The sequence below is a fragment of the Pseudomonas sp. BN414 genome (genome assembly GCF_029871275.1).
GTDB classification, from domain to species: Bacteria; Pseudomonadota; Gammaproteobacteria; order Pseudomonadales; family Pseudomonadaceae; genus Metapseudomonas; species Metapseudomonas resinovorans_C.
In genome coordinates, this window is record NZ_SSOL01000066.1 from 14547 (window position 1) to 29161 (window position 14615).

The window sequence follows — 14615 nt, forward strand, 5'->3', positions numbered from 1 at the left end:
AGTGATGACTGAAAGCGACGACCGGATCAGGCTCGAAGAGAGTTGGAAAGAAGCTCTGCGGGATGAATTCGAAAAGCCCTACATGAAGGCCCTGGGCGACTTCCTGCGCCAGGAAAAGAGCGCCGGCAAGGTGATTTTCCCGCCCGGACCGCTGATCTTCAATGCCCTGAACTCCACGCCGCTGGAGCAGGTGAAGGTGGTGGTCATCGGCCAGGACCCCTACCACGGACCGGGCCAGGCGCATGGTCTGTGCTTCTCGGTTCAGCCGGGCGTGCCGACGCCGCCGTCCTTGCAGAACATCTACAAGGAACTCAAGCGCGACCTGAACATCGAGATTCCTTCCCACGGCTACCTGCAGTCCTGGGCAGAGCAGGGCGTGTTGCTGCTCAACACCTCCCTCACCGTCGAGCAGGCTCGGGCCGGTTCCCACGCCGCCGCCGGCTGGCAGCCCTTCACCGACAAGGTCATCGAAGTCGTGAGCCAGAGCCGTCCGCGCCTGGTGTTCCTGCTCTGGGGCTCCCATGCGCAGAGCAAGGAACGGCTGATCGACCCTACCAAGCACCTGATCCTGAAGTCGGCGCATCCCTCGCCGCTGTCGGCTTATCGGGGCTTCCTCGGTAATGGCCACTTCAGCCGCTGCAACAAGTTCCTTGCCCAGCACGGCCTGGACCCGATCAACTGGAGCCTGCCCGACCTCTGAGGTCGGGTTCAGCCGGGGTAGCATTCCAGCCCCTTGAGGTCGGTGACCATTTCGCCGATGTATTCGCGCAGCGCATTGCGCTGCCGCTCATCGGCGCTGTTGAACAGGTCGGTGAGCAGCTGCGCAAGGGCGTTCTCCGCTGCCGGATAGGCCTTGCGGTACTCCGGCGTCCAGGCGTCTTCCGGCTCCTGCAACAAGGCAGTCATGCGCGCCGGGAAGTTCGAGGCGTGTCGAACGTACAGGGCGTTGCGCACCTCCTTCTGCCAGTTCTCGCGGTTCTCCGCCCAGATGCGGTTGTAGTCGCCCTGGCCTTTGGCCCAGGTATCGATTCGCGCCACCTGGCTCGCCCGCAAGGGCCCCATCCATTGCTCGACGCGCGCGCGCATCCGCAGCGACCTGGCTGTCACCTGCTCCTTGAGGGGCGGCGCGACGTGCTCTTCGCGAAGTCTCGCATTGCGTTCGTCCATGGCGACGTAGAGCTCGCCCATCTGCGTGGGTGAAAGGTCCTTTGCCAGCCCCAGCACCGTAGGGGTGACCTGTACGGAGAGGTCGTGCACGGCATTGCGTACCTGCACGAACTGACCGCGCAGGTCGGTGGCACTTACTTGCGGGCGCTGGCTCATCTGGTCGAGTTGTTCCAGCCAGGCAACGTACTCCGGCAGCTGAGTGCTGCAGTGCCAGGCCAGGTGCTTTTGCAATCGTGGTGTCATCCAGGCTTCCTGGCTGTCATCGAGGGTGATGTATTTGCTGATCCACCACGGGATGACCAGGTCAAGATTGCGGTAGGCCAGGTCGAGCCGGCTGCAGGCGACCAGCAGCAGGATGGCTGTGGCGAGCAGCGAATAGCGGAATGCAGCCATGCGTCCGGACATGAAAGTCAGCCTTGGGCGACCAGCGAATAAGGGGAGAGCATAGGCGCGTCTCATTTCCTGTGGACCGGTGGCCGCAACCGGATGTTGCAGAAGAATAAAAAAAGCCCGCACAAGGCGGGCTAAGCGTGGCTCTCTTGCTTCGTCCAGCGCCGGAACACCGGTTCGGCGAGGAACAGCACCAATAGCAATCGCAGCACCTGCAGGGCGGTGACCAGCGGCACCGAGAGTTGCAGGGCTTCCGCGGTCAGGCTGAGTTCGGCGATGCCACCGGGCATCATGCCCAGCATCAGCGAGCGGTGATCGAGCCCGTCCAGCCACCCGAGCAGCTCCGCTGCCAGCGAGGCAAAGGCCATGCCCAGGGCAGTGGCGAACAGCGTCCGGGCGATGAAGGCGGGCGCGCGACGGAAGAATGCACGGTCGAAGTGGCAGCCCAGGGCGCTGCCGATCAGCCATTGGCCCAGCTGGCTGGCGCCCTGCGGCAGGCCGAGTTGCAGGTCGAAGCCGATGCTCATCGCGGCACTCACCAGCAAGGGGCCGATCAGCCAGGGGTTGGGTTGGTTAAAGCGTTGCATCAGCATTGCCAGCAACGCGCCACCGCCCAGCAGAAGGGCAAGCCAACTCCAGTCGACCTGTGCCATCTGGTGCTGTGTGGCAGGCACGCCGACGAACAGCTGGAACAGCGCGGGCACGCTCAGCACCACCAGCAGCAAGCGCAGGCTCTGGCCGGCGGCGACGCGGCTGAGCACCGCGCCATTGCGCTGGCCGAGGTTGACCATCTCGCTGGCGCCACCGGGCATGCTGGCGAAGAAAGCGGTGGCACGATCCTCGCCGCTGCGCAGCATCAGGCTGATACCGATGACGCTGGAGAGGGTGGTGGCCACGGCGCCGACCAGGATGATCGCGCTATTGGCCAGCACCTGCTCGATGACCGCCGGGGTGAAATGCAGCCCGATGCCGATGCCGACTACCCACTGGCCGCATTTGCGGCCGCCGGGGACTTCCGCCAGCGGCAGGTTGCCGATGCAGCGCACGGCGATCACGCCCAGCAGCGAGCCCACCATCCATGGCAGCGGCCAGCCCACCAGGCTGGCCAGCCAGCCGCCGGCGGCACCCACCAGCGGCGTCAGCAACCACTTAGGCATGGGCCAGCTTCGCCTTGGCCCGACGTGTACGCATCCAGCGGATGCCCGGCAGGGCCAGCATGATCGCAGTCAGCACCCAAAGGGCGATGGTGATCGGGCTGCTCCAGAGAATGCCCAGATCGCCGTCGGTGATGGAGAGCGCGCGACGCAGGTTGGATTCCATCAACTCACCGAGGACGAAGCCGAGGATCAGCGACGACAGCGGGAAGTCCATCTTGCGCAGCAGGTAGCCAAACACCCCGAGGGCGGCCATCAGCACCAGGTCAAAGGTGGTGCTGTGCACGGCGTAGACGCCGACCACGCTGACGATGGTGATCGCCGGCACGAGGATCCAGGTCGGCACGCTGAGCATGCGCGCGAACAGGCCCACCAGCGGGATGTTCATCACCAGCAGGATGACGTTGCCGATGAACAGCGAGGCGATCAGGCCCCACACCACATCGGGCTGCTGCTCGAACAGCAGCGGGCCGGGCGTGATGTTGTACAGGGTCAGGGCGCCGATCATCACGGCGGTGGTGCCCGAACCCGGTACACCGAGAGTCAGCATCGGGATCAGCGAACCGCAGGCCGAGGCGTTGTTGGCCGCTTCCGGAGCCGCGACACCCCGCAGATCTCCCTCGCCGAAGCGGCCGGAGCTGCCTGCCATGCGCTTTTCGCTCATGTAGCTGATGGCGCTGGCGATGGTGGCGCCGGCACCCGGCAGCACGCCGATGACAAAGCCCGACAGGGAGCTGCGCACGCTGCTCCACCAGGTGAAGGTGAATTCCTTGAAGTTGAACAGCATGCGTCCGCTGGCCTTGACCGCTTGCTGGCCGGTAGCGGTGTGTTCGAGCATCAGCAGCACTTCGCTGACGCTGAACAGGCCGATGACCACGATCACGAACTGGATGCCATCGGACAGCCCGACGCTGTCGAAGGTGAAGCGGTAGACGCCGGTAGTCGCGTCCACGCCGACGGTGGCCAGGCCCAGGCCGATCAGGGCGGAGAGCAGGGTCTTGACCGGCTTGTCGCCGACCATCCCGCCCAGGCAGGCGATGGCGAAGACCATCAGCACGAAGTATTCGGCGGGTCCGAAGGCCACCGCCCAGTTGGCCAGGATCGGAGCGAAAAGCACGACCCCGATGGTGGCGATGGTGCTGCCGATGAAGGAGCTCATGGCGGACAGCGACAGGGCGATGCCCGCCTTGCCCTGACGCGCCATCGGGTAGCCGTCGAGAGTGGTCATGATGGCCGCGGCGTCACCCGGTACGTTGAGCAGGATGGCCGAGATGCGCCCGCCGTACTCGCAACCCAGGTACACGGCGGCCAGCAGGATCAATGCGGTTTCCGGCGGCAGGCCGAGGGCGAAGGCCAGGGGCAACAGGATGGCCACGCCATTGATCGGTCCCAGGCCCGGAAGCAGGCCGACGACGGTGCCGACGAACGCGCCGAACAGCGCTACCAGCAGGTTGATCGGGCGCAGGGCGACATCGAAGCCCTGGGCCAGGAAGTTCAGGGTTTCCATCTCAGTTCTCCAGGAATGCCAGCAGGCCCAGGGGCAGCGGGACATCCAGCAGATAGTCGAACAGGCCGTAGAGCAGCCCGCCCATCAGCACACCGCTGACCAGGCTGGCCAGCGGACGCCCCATGAACAGCACGCCGAGGCCGAAGCCGACCAGGGAGGTGCTGACGATGAAACCAAGGGGTTCGAAGAGCAGCGCATAGGCGAACAGGGCGAACACGCAGAGGGCCACCTTGCGCGCCAGTGGCCAGGAGATCGGCAGATTGTCGGCATCGCCTGGCTTGTAGATCAGCCAGATTGCAGCGGTGGCCATCAGGAACAGCAGCAGCAGGGGGTAGGCGCGCGGGCCGACCGGGTCGTAGCTGAAGGGGGCCTGGAAGCCCCAGGCGACCACGGCGAGCATGGCGCAGACGAGCAGCCAGACCGCAGCGAAGATTCGTACGTACATGGCGGAATACCCAGAAAGGATGTAATCCCCTCCCCGTGTCGGAGAGGGGAGGGATCAGGCGTTTACTGCGCCAGGCCGAATTCGCCAGCGAGTTGCTTGTACTGCTTCACCTGGTCGAAGACGTAGGCCTTCAACTGGTCGCCGGTGAGGCTCAGGGGGAACAGGTCGCGCTGTTCACGCAGCTTGCCGAACTCGTCGCTGGCCAACAGGGTGTCGAACTGCTGCTTCCACCAGTTGAAGTCCTCGTCGCTCACCTCCGGGCCCATGTAGAAACCACGGATCACCGGCCAGACGATGTCGAAACCCTGTTCCTTGGCGGTGGGAATCTCTGCCAGCTTGCCGGGCAGGCGCTGATCGGACAGCACGGCGAGGATGCGGATCTTGCCGGCGGCGAGCTGCGGCGTGATTTCCCCCAGGCCGCTGCTGGTGACCTGCACGTGGCCGCCGAGCATGGCGGTCAGGGTTTCGCCGCCGCCCTCGAAGGCTACGTAGCGCAGTTTCTGCGGGTCGATGCCGGCGGCGCGGGCGATCAAGGCGGTCTGCATCCAGTCCTGGCCGCCAATGGTGGCGCCGGCGCCGAAGACGATGGCGGCCGGGTCTTTTTTCACGGCTTCGACCAGCTCGCCCAGGGTTTTGTAGGGGGAATCGGCGCGCACGGAGATGGCGCCGTAGTCGGTGCCGATGCCCGCCAGCCAGCGCACGGCGTTCTCGTCATAGCGGCCGAACTTGCCTTGCGCGAGATTCAGCAGGGAGCCGGAGGAGAAGGCAGTGATGGTGCCGGCGTCCTTCGGGCGCTGGGCTACCACTGCGTTGTAGGCCACGGCGCCGACGCCGCCGGGCATGTAGGTCACGCGCATGGGCGCCTTGAGCAGACCTTCATCCTTCAGGCCGCTCTGGGCCAGCTTGCAAGTCAGGTCGAAGCCGCCGCCGGGCTTGGCCGGCGCGATGCACTCGGGGCGCTTGGGCTCGGCCATCAGCTGGGTGGACAAGAGCAGGCCGGAGGTGATCAGGGCGATGCGGGAGAGGGCAGTTTTCATCGGGGTTCTCCTGTGGAGTTTTATTGTGGTTCACCAAATGGGCAGTGCGTAACTGACGATCAGGCGCAGTTCATCCGCATCGCGGGCGAAGTTGGAGCGGAATCCGGCGTGGCGGACGCGCACACCCAGGTTTTTCAGGCTGCCGCTCTGCACCACGTACTTGAACTCGACATCGCGTTCCCATTCGCGGCCTTCTTCGCTGCTGCCGGTCACCTGGGCGTTGTCACTGGTGATGTAGCGGGTCATGAAGCTCAGGCCGGGCACGCCCATGGCGGCCAGGTCCAGGTCGTAGCGGGCTTGCCAGGAGCGCTGGTCGGCGTTGGCGAAGTCGTTGATCTGCACGAAGTTGACGAGGAAGGGGTCGCTGCCATCGATGTAGGCGTAGCCGGTGTCGCCGCTCATGCGCTGGTAGCCCAGGCCGAACTTCTGGCTGCCCTGGCCGTAGCTGACCATGCCGTTGAGGGCGCGGTTGTCCACCTTGCCGGCCTCGGCACGGCCGGTGTCGTCGCTGATGACGTAGCGCAGGTCGGCGCTGAGGGTGCCAGCACCGAGCGGGTGGCTGGCGAGCAGGCCGAAGAAGTTCTGCCGGTAGACCTCGTCCAGTTCGGCAAAGTAGTAACGCCCGGTGAGATGCTTGTTGAAGACGTAGTCGGCGCCGGCAAGGTCGAAGTGGTCGCCCGTGGCGGCCGCCGCGAAGCGCTTGTTCTTGTTGTTGATGGCCAGGTCTTCGGAGTTGGTGGAGGCTCGGTCCTTGACCTCCGACAGGCGTCCGCCGGTGAAGGTCAGGTTGCTGATCTCCTTGGAGCTGAGCAGGCCGCCTTCGAAGACCTGGGGCAGGATGCGGCTGTCGCTGGCCTTCACCACCGGCAGCTCGGGAATGTGGGTGCCGAGTCGCAGTTCGCTGTTCGAGGCGCGGAGTTTCGCGGTCAGGCCGAGCTTGCTGTATTCGTCTGGGGTGCCGCCGTCGTCCTGCACTGGTAGCAGGTCGGTTCCGCTACGACCGGGGCCGGAGTCGAGCTTGATACCAAGCATGCCGAGAGCGTCGAGGCCAACGCCGACGGTGCCTTCGGTGTAGCCGGATTGGAGATTGAGGATGAAACCTTGCGCCCATTCTTCGCGCTTGGACTGGCCGCTGCCGTCGCGGAAGTCGCGGTTGAGGTAGATGTTGCGGGCTTCGAGGGTCGCCGAGCTGTCCTTGATGAACTCGGCATGGGCTGACGTGGCCAGGGTGCAGCCAGCGATGGCGAGGCTGAGTGTGCAAACAGGCGCATGCGCCTGCCGTGCGGCAGTGAGCATCGAGTGGTCTCCATTGTTGTTCTTGTAAGCCGGCGCAACCACGGGCCGGCTTTTAGGGGGTGGTACTTGCCACCCTGTCGCGATGCTATGCAGTGAAACTTTCGCCAGCCTTTCAGCGTGAAAGAAAGTCGTCATGTCGTTCACAGAGGCTGGCGCACCGTTAAACTTCTGACCGATCGCTGCCATTTCGGAGACTTTGTCGTGCGAATCCTGCTGGTCGAAGACCATCCACAGTTGGCTGAGAGCGTTGCCCAGGTGCTCAAGGGCGCGGGTTGGACGGTGGACGTATTGCACGACGGCGTCGCCGCCGACCTGGCGCTGGCCAGCGAGGACTACGCGCTGGCGGTGCTGGATGTCGGCTTGCCGCGCATGGACGGCTTCGAAGTGCTGGCGCGTCTGCGCGGGCGCGGCAAGACACTGCCGGTGCTGATGCTGACCGCCCGTGGCGAGGTGAAAGACCGGGTCCATGGCCTGAACCTCGGTGCCGACGATTACCTGGCCAAGCCCTTCGAACTCACTGAGCTGGAAGCGCGGGTGAAGGCGCTGCTGCGCCGCAGTGTTCTCGGGGGCGAGCAACAGCAACGCTGCGGCGCGCTGGTGTATGACCTGGGCACGCGGCGTTTCAGCCTGGCGGACGAAATCCTCAGCCTGACGTCACGGGAGCAGTCGGTGCTGGAAGCGCTGATCGCACGGCCGGGGCGCGTGATGAGCAAGGAACAGCTGGCCTCCCAGGTATTCGGCCTGGACGAAGAAGCCAGTCCCGACGCCATCGAAATCTACATCCATCGCCTGCGCAAGAAACTGGAAGGCAGCGCAGTGCGTATCGTCACCTTCCGGGGCCTGGGCTACCTGCTGGAGAGCCAGGATGCGTGAAGCCGGCAGCCTGCGCGGGCGGCTGCTGCGGCGTCTGGCGTTGATGCTGGGTGCGCTGCTGCTGATCGCCAGCCTGAGTTCCTATTGGAATGCCCGCGAGGCCGCCGACACGGCCTACGACCGCACGCTGCTGGCCTCGGCACGGGCCATCGCCGATGGCCTCTATGAGACCGATGGTCGCTTGCGGGCGGACGTGCCCTACGTGGCGCTCGATGTCTTCGCCTACGACAGTGCCGGGCGCATCTTCTACCAGGTGATCGATCCGGACGGGAAACTGGTGTCCGGCTACGACCACCTGCCGGCGCCACCGCCGGGCACCCTTCGCACGGACGATTACCCTGCCTTGGCGCGCTTTTACGACGCCGAGTACGAGGGCACAGGCGTGCGCGTGGTCAGCCTGCTGCAGCCGGTGAGCGAGCCCAGGCTGAACGGCATTGCGGAAATCCGCGTGGCGGAAACCGAAAGCGCCCGTGAGCGCCTCGCCCGGGGCCTGCTGGTCGACAGCATCTGGCGCCTGGTGTTGCTTGTGGTGGCGGCGTTGGTGCTGGTCTGGCTGGCCGTCAGCGCTGCTTTGCGTCCGTTGAACAAGCTGCGCCTGGCGGTGGAAGAGCGTCAGGCGGATGACCTTCGACCCTTGCCGGAAGTCGCGGTGCAGCGCGAGTTGCGTCCCCTGGTGGATGCGCTCAACCAGTTCACCGAACGTCTGCGCGGACTGTTCCAGCGCCAGGCGGACTTCATTGCCGATGCCTCCCATGAACTGCGCACGCCGCTGGCCGCTCTCAAGGCGCGGGTGGAGCTGGGCTTGCGCGAGCACGAACCGGCGGTCTGGCGCTCGACGCTTGAGGAGGCAGCGCAGAACACCGATCGCCTGACTCACCTGGCCAACCAGTTGCTATCCCTGGCGCGTATCGAAAGCGGTGCGCGTGCCATCGCCGAAGGCGGTGCCGAACGCATCGAGCTGGGCCAACTGGCCAGAGAACTGGGCATGGCGTTGGCGCCCCTGGCCCATGCCCGCGGTATTGCCCTTGCCCTGGAGGCGGAAGATCAGGTCTGGGTGATGGGCGAGCCGACCCTGCTCAACGAACTGCTCTGCAACCTGGTGGACAACGCGCTGGCCCATACGCCCAAGGGTGGCAATGTGATCCTGCGGGTTCGTTCACCCGCGCTGCTGGAGGTCGAGGACGACGGCAGCGGCATTCCGCCCGAGGAGCGCGACAAGGTGTTCCAGCGCTTCTATCGTCGCAATGCCCAGAGCGGGGGCGCGGGGTTGGGGCTGGCCATTGTCGGTGAGATTTGCCGCGCCCATCAGGCTGAGATCAGCCTGCACGATGGTGACAGCGGTGGATTGAAGGTGCGGGTGAGTTTCCCGCCGGCGTGATGCCATGCCATGTGATGTAGGGGCGAATTTATTTGCTGTGTCAGCTGCATTGCCCCTGTAGGAGCTGGCTTGCCAGCGAATGGCCCCCTTTTCGCTAGCAAGCTAGCTCCTACAAGGCATGCGATTGAAATCGCCCCCACACCTACGGTGCCAGGCTCAGCGGCTGCTGGACTTCCATCAGGTACTGGGCAACCTTGCCGCTTTCGCGCAATCGGGCCAGGCCCTGGTTGAAACGGGCGATCAGCTCGGCGTTGCCGGGCACCTCGCGGGAGAGCATCAGGTGCAGGCTGTCGCTGCGCAGGGGGAGGGGATGAAAACTCATCTGCTTGCGCTCGGCTGAACTGAACTTGTCGTTGAGCAGCGCGAAGGCGACCACCTTGTCCATGGGAAATGCATCGAGCCGCCCGGCCAGCACCATGCGCAGGCCTTGCTCTTCACCGCTCAGGCGCTTGACCTGGATCTGGCCGCTGCGCTCGGCCTGCTGGAAGGTCGCCCCGTAGTCATAGCCAATCGCACCGCCGAGGCGTATGCCCTTGAGGTCGGGGATGCGTTTCCAGTCGAGGGGGTGATCCTTGCGGTGGAACAGGTAGTAGCTGCTTTCCACGACCGGGTCGCTGACGAAGAAGCGTTGCTCCCGCTCCGGGCTGCGCAGCCAGACGGCGGTACCGGCGCGTTCGCCGCGTTCGGCCAGGTGCATCGAGCGGGCCCAGGGATAGAACTCCCAATGCACCTTGATGCCTTCCAGGGCGAAAGCTTCTTCGACGATGCGCGACGCCACGCCCTGGTGCGGCAGGCTGGCGCCCAGGTAGGGCGCCCACTCGCCGTTGGTCAGGCGCACTTCTTCCCCGGCGGCGAGGCCGTGGAACAGCAGGCAGAAGGCGAGCAGGAATACGCGCATCCGGTTCCATCCAGCGACGTAGGGGAACCTGAGTCTAGCGCCGGATGGACGAATGCGCGCAAGGCTTTACTGGAGCATGCCCATGGCCGCTTCCATGGCGGCGGAGAGGTCTTCGTCCGCCTGCATGTCGACGTTCGGGTCGAGGCCGAGCTTGGCGAAAGCGGGCACTTTGGCCCAGTCCAGCTGGGTGTAGGGATGCTCGCTGCCGAGGTAGCTCTGCAGGGTGGCGACCTGGACGATGTCGATGTAGTCGACGCGGGCCGAGTTGCGGCTGAAGTCCAGGTACTGGTTGGGAACGGCGGCGATCGGCTCGGGGAATTCCCAGGCACGCAGGATGCGGTCGCCGATGAGCGGGTGAATGCGCTCGATCACGTGGTTGAGGCTGATGGAGTCGGCCAGCAGTTCGTTGTGCTCTTCGGCATAGGTGAGGATCGGCAGTACGCCGATCTGGTGCACCAGGCCGGCCAGGGTGGCCTGGTCAGGCATCAGGCGGGTGTAGTGACGGCAGAGCACGTGGCAGATGCCGGCGATTTCGGTGCTCTTGTTCCAGACTTCGCGCATCTTGCGATCGACCACGTCGGTGGTGGCCTGGAACATCTGCTCCATGGCCAGGCCGGTGGCGAGGTTGCTGGTGTAGTTGATGCCGAGACGGCTGATGGCCATCTGCAGGTCGGTGATTTCCTTGTTGGTGCGCAACAGCGGACTGTTCACCACCTTGATGATGCGGGCGGTCAGCGCGGCGTCATTGCCGATTACCTTGGTCAGGTCCTGGATGCTAGCGTTCGGGTCTTCGGCGGTTTCGCGCACCTTCAGCGCCACTTCCGGCAGGGTCGGCAGCACCAGTTCATCGCATTCGATCGCTTTGATGAGGTCTTGTAGGACTTTATCGGCAAGCTTGCTCATTGAGATTCTCGTCAGGGGCGGGCTAGCGTTGGATTTCGCGGTCGGCGTCCAGGGTATAGGGCAGGTCGAGCAGGCTCAGGGCCGGGCCATCGGCAGCACCGAGGTGGATGCGGCCATCCTTCACGGCGTCCTCCTGAAGCACGGCGAGCAGCTCGCAACCGTTCGTTGCTGGTGCTGCCAGCACCACTTCACCTACGGAACTCTGGTGGACCGGGGAGAACAGCTCGGCACCCGGCAGGGGCAGCTCGCCGGCGGCCAGGGCCAGGCGGTAGAGGCGACGCTTGAGTTTGCCCAGGTACTGCATGCGGGCAACGATTTCCTGGCCGGTGTAGCAACCTTTCTTGAAGCTGACGCCGCCCAGGGCCTGGAGATTGATCATCTGCGGGATGAACATCTCGCGAGTGGCGCCGAACACCTGGCCCACGCCAGCGCGTACCTGCGCCAGCAGCCAGGCATCCAGGGGAGCTTGCGGCAATTGGGCGGCCAGGCGGGCTTCCACGGTGCCGGCCTCTGCCTGGGGAACCCAGAGTTCGGCATGGCCGTTGGCCAGACGCACGGCGATCAGCTTGCCGTCACGGGCGACGCTGTCGACGGTGTGTGGCAGGTCCAGCCCCAGGGCAAGCAGCGCACCATCGCCCTGGTTGAGGCCGAAGCGCGCCCAGGCGGTGCTTTCGTCGGTCAGGGTGGATTTGGAGAAGACGGCATATTTCTTCAGGTCGGCCAGCTGCGTTTCGACCAGGTCGCTGGCCATGGCCAGGAGTAGGCCTTCGCCCTCGATGAGGATGCGGAAGCTGGAAGTCATCCGGCCCTTGGGCGTGCAGCGGGCACCCAGGCTGCTGGTGGCCTGGTCCAGGTAATTGAGGTTGCAGGTCACCTGGCCCTGGAGGAATTTCGCGGCATCCACGCCGCGCACGGCGAGCAGGCCTTCATGGGTGAGCGGACAGAAGAAAGCTGAGTCGGCCATTACGGATCGCTGGAAAAAGGTCTGGGGCGCCATCATAGAGTCCCGCTGGTGGCTTGTCAGCGGGTGCCCGGGACGGCGGCTGTGGTTATAATGCGCGCCTCATTCCTGGAGGCGCTGTGATGGCCGACTCAATTGAACTGAACCGACTCTTCTGGCACAGCCGTCGCGGCATGCTTGAACTGGACGTGCTGCTCGTCCCCTTCGTGAAGGAGGTCTATCCCAGTCTCGACGCTGAAGACCAGGCCCGCTTCCGCAAGCTGCTGGAGTGCGAAGACCAGGACATGTTCGGCTGGTTCATGCAGCGCGGCGAACCGGAAGATGCGGACTTGCGCCGCATGGTTCGCATGATCCTGGACCGTGTCCAGCCCAAGTAACGCCTTCGAATGCCACTGGCGCCCGTCGCGGCGCCTGATGGCGCTCTACCTGATCCTGTCTTTCCTGGCCGTTCTGGCCCTGTCGTTCGCCGACATTCCTCTCTGGGCGCGGCTTGCCGGCTATCTTGCCTGCTCGGTGCACGCCGCCTGGTGCCTGCCCAGGCAGATTCTCCTGACATCCCCCAAGGCCTTTACCGGATTGCGCCTGAATGACGACGGCTGGCAGCTGTGGCGCGCGCTGGATGGCTGGACGCCGGTCCGCTTGCGCCCTGACAGCATGGCGCTGCCGCTGGCGGTGATCCTGCGCTTTCGGGTTCCGGGAGCGTACTGGAGTGGCGGGCTGTGCATTCCGGCGGATGCCCTCGATCAGGAGCAGCATCGCCGGTTGCGGGTGAGGCTGGGCTTCAGTCGCCGAAGGTGGGCGGAGCCAGGATAGTGTCCTTGGCCTCCGGAAGCAGGTCCGGGTAATCCAGCGTGTAGTGCAGGCCGCGGCTCTCGTGCCGCTGCATGGCCGAGCGGATGATCAGTTCTGCCACCTGCGCGAGGTTGCGCAATTCGATCAGGTCGCGGCTGACCTTGTAGTTGCTGTAGAACTCATCGATTTCACTGAGCAGCAGGCGCACACGGTGCTGGGCGCGCTGCAGGCGCTTGCTGGTGCGCACGATACCCACGTAGTCCCACATGAAGCGCCGTAGCTCGTCCCAGTTGTGGGCGATGATCACGTCCTCGTCCGAGTCGGTCACCTGGCTGGCGTCCCAGGTCGGCAGGTGCGTGGGCATGCGCACCTTGTCCAGCTGGCCGAGCATGTCTTCCGCCGCCGAGCGGCCATAGACGAAGCATTCCAGCAGGGAGTTGCTGGCCATGCGGTTGGCGCCGTGCAGGCCGGTGAAGCTGGTCTCGCCAATGGCGTAGAGGCCCGGAATGTCGGTGCGCCCGTGCTTGTCCACCACCACGCCGCCGCAGGTGTAGTGCGCCGCGGGAACCACCGGGATGGGCTCGCGGGTGATATCGATGCCGAAGTCCAGGCAGCGCTCGTAGACGGTGGGGAAGTGGCTCTTCACGAACTCGGCGGGTTTGTGGCTGATGTCCAGGTAGACGCAGTCCACGCCCAGGCGCTTCATTTCATGGTCGATGGCCCGAGCCACGACATCGCGGGGGGCCAGTTCGGCGCGAGGGTGGAAGCGCTGCATGAAGCGCTCGCCATTGGGCAGCTTCAGCAGCCCGCCTTCGCCACGGACCGCTTCGGTGATCAGGAAGCTCTTGGCCTGCGGGTGGTAGAGGCAGGTGGGGTGGAACTGGTTGAACTCGAGGTTGCCGACCCGACACCCTGCGCGCCAGGCCATGGCGATACCGTCGCCGCAGGCACCGTCAGGGTTGCTCGTGTAGAGGTAGACCTTGGCGGCACCACCGCAGGCGAGCACCGTGAAGCGGGCGTGGAAGGTGTCCACTTCGCCATTGTTGCGATTCAGTACATAGGCACCCAGGCAGCGCTGGCCCTCGCGCCCAAGCTTGCGCTCGGTGATCAGGTCGACGGCCACCCGTTGTTCCAGCAGCTGGATGTTGGGGCGTTTCTTGGCCTGTTCCAGCAGGGTGTTGAAGATGGCGGCACCGGTAGCATCGGCGGCATGGATGATGCGCCGATGGCTGTGGCCGCCTTCGCGGGTGAGGTGGAATTCGAAACCGCCGTCTTCGCGGGCGCTTTCGTCGTCACGGGTGAACGGCACGCCCTGGTCGATCAGCCATTGGATGGCCGCACGGCTGTGTTCTACCGTGAAGCGCACGGCATCTTCGCGACACAGGCCGGCACCGGCGACGAGGGTGTCCTCGACGTGGGAATCGACGGTGTCGGTATCGTCCAGCACGGCGGCGACCCCGCCTTGGGCCCAATAGGTCGAACCATTGCTGAGATCGGCCTTGCTCAGGACCACGATGTTCAGGTGCGAGGGCAGGGTAAGGGCCAGGGTCAGGCCGGCGGCGCCGCTGCCGATGACCAGTACGTCATGCTGGAAATGTTGGCTCATGTCGGTTCCCGCGAAAAAAGCGGCGGCTAGTATATAGGTGGGGCGGGCGGCACAATAGCGCGCTTATGACCATGCATGGCGCGAGGGAACTTTTTTAGTCGTTCGGGTTCCATTCAGGGTCACCATTTTGAAGAGACGGTGCTTGCTTACATTCACGCAACGAATGCACATGAAATGTGCAGCCCGGATGCCTGTAGATCAAGCGACT

At 64.8% G+C, this 14615-nt stretch carries 15 protein-coding genes; 5 read left to right on the forward strand and 10 right to left on the reverse strand.

Annotated elements, in window-relative coordinates:
- Window positions 1–4: 4 nt before the first annotated feature.
- Window positions 5–700: a uracil-DNA glycosylase gene (ung, locus tag E8E95_RS14460; protein ID WP_280351223.1), complete on the forward strand. Its 696-nt coding sequence runs from the start codon at window positions 5–7 to the stop codon at window positions 698–700.
- Between the two features lie 8 nt (window positions 701–708).
- Here the strand turns inward: ung and E8E95_RS14465 are convergent, their stop codons facing one another.
- From E8E95_RS14465 to E8E95_RS14490, 6 genes are all read right to left on the reverse strand, one after another.
- Window positions 709–1572, reverse strand: a complete 864-nt coding sequence (locus E8E95_RS14465) for a DUF6279 family lipoprotein (protein ID WP_280351225.1) — start codon at window positions 1570–1572, stop codon at window positions 709–711.
- A 119-nt stretch (window positions 1573–1691) separates the two neighbouring features.
- A complete protein-coding gene (locus E8E95_RS14470; RefSeq protein ID WP_280351227.1) occupies window positions 1692–2714 on the reverse strand; it encodes an AbrB family transcriptional regulator in 1023 nt (340 codons plus the stop codon).
- Entirely contained in the window at window positions 2707–4218 is a 1512-nt protein-coding gene (locus E8E95_RS14475; RefSeq protein ID WP_280351229.1) for a tripartite tricarboxylate transporter permease, read from the reverse strand. The genes E8E95_RS14470 and E8E95_RS14475 overlap by 8 nt, the downstream gene beginning before the upstream one ends.
- A 1-nt stretch (window position 4219) precedes the next feature.
- Window positions 4220–4663 (reverse strand): tripartite tricarboxylate transporter TctB family protein, encoded by a 444-nt coding sequence (locus E8E95_RS14480; protein ID WP_280351231.1) that lies wholly within the window; start codon window positions 4661–4663, stop codon window positions 4220–4222.
- A 62-nt stretch (window positions 4664–4725) separates the two neighbouring features.
- Window positions 4726–5700 (reverse strand): tripartite tricarboxylate transporter substrate binding protein, encoded by a 975-nt coding sequence (locus E8E95_RS14485; protein WP_179060989.1) that lies wholly within the window; start codon window positions 5698–5700, stop codon window positions 4726–4728.
- A 30-nt stretch (window positions 5701–5730) separates the two neighbouring features.
- A complete protein-coding gene (locus E8E95_RS14490; protein WP_280351234.1) occupies window positions 5731–6996 on the reverse strand; it encodes an OprD family porin in 1266 nt (421 codons plus the stop codon).
- Between the two features lie 201 nt (window positions 6997–7197).
- On the opposite strand from E8E95_RS14490, the gene E8E95_RS14495 reads away from it, so the two are divergent.
- Together E8E95_RS14495 and E8E95_RS14500 are read left to right on the forward strand one after the other, a co-directional pair.
- A complete protein-coding gene (locus E8E95_RS14495) occupies window positions 7198–7869 on the forward strand; it encodes a response regulator (RefSeq protein ID WP_077527432.1) in 672 nt (223 codons plus the stop codon).
- Window positions 7862–9247 carry a sensor histidine kinase gene (locus E8E95_RS14500; RefSeq protein WP_280351236.1) on the forward strand — a complete coding sequence of 462 codons (1386 nt, stop codon included), beginning with the start codon at window positions 7862–7864 and terminating at the stop codon, window positions 9245–9247. The genes E8E95_RS14495 and E8E95_RS14500 overlap by 8 nt, the downstream gene beginning before the upstream one ends.
- A gap of 142 nt (window positions 9248–9389) precedes the next feature.
- On the opposite strand, the gene E8E95_RS14505 is transcribed toward E8E95_RS14500, so the two are convergent.
- From E8E95_RS14505 to E8E95_RS14515, 3 genes are all read right to left on the reverse strand, one after another.
- Window positions 9390–10145: a transporter substrate-binding domain-containing protein gene (locus E8E95_RS14505; protein ID WP_280351238.1), complete on the reverse strand. Its 756-nt coding sequence runs from the start codon at window positions 10143–10145 to the stop codon at window positions 9390–9392.
- A 66-nt stretch (window positions 10146–10211) separates the two neighbouring features.
- A complete protein-coding gene (locus E8E95_RS14510) occupies window positions 10212–11048 on the reverse strand; it encodes an HDOD domain-containing protein (protein WP_179060985.1) in 837 nt (278 codons plus the stop codon).
- Between the two features lie 22 nt (window positions 11049–11070).
- A complete protein-coding gene (locus E8E95_RS14515) occupies window positions 11071–12012 on the reverse strand; it encodes a folate-binding protein YgfZ (protein ID WP_280351241.1) in 942 nt (313 codons plus the stop codon).
- Window positions 12013–12131: 119 nt separating this feature from the next.
- Here E8E95_RS14515 and E8E95_RS14520 point away from each other — a divergent pair, with 119 nt between their 5' ends.
- Window positions 12132–12386, forward strand: coding sequence for a succinate dehydrogenase assembly factor 2 (locus E8E95_RS14520; RefSeq protein WP_077527427.1), 255 nt, complete (start codon window positions 12132–12134; stop codon window positions 12384–12386).
- On the forward strand, window positions 12370–12822 hold the full coding sequence (locus E8E95_RS14525; protein WP_280351243.1) for a protein YgfX: 453 nt from the start codon (window positions 12370–12372) through the stop codon (window positions 12820–12822). The genes E8E95_RS14520 and E8E95_RS14525 overlap by 17 nt, the downstream gene beginning before the upstream one ends.
- Here the strand turns inward: E8E95_RS14525 and nadB are convergent.
- Complete coding sequence (nadB, locus tag E8E95_RS14530) at window positions 12791–14407, reverse strand: L-aspartate oxidase (protein WP_280351245.1); 1617 nt, start codon at window positions 14405–14407, stop codon at window positions 12791–12793. The genes E8E95_RS14525 and nadB overlap by 32 nt on opposite strands.
- Window positions 14408–14615 lie beyond the last annotated feature (208 nt).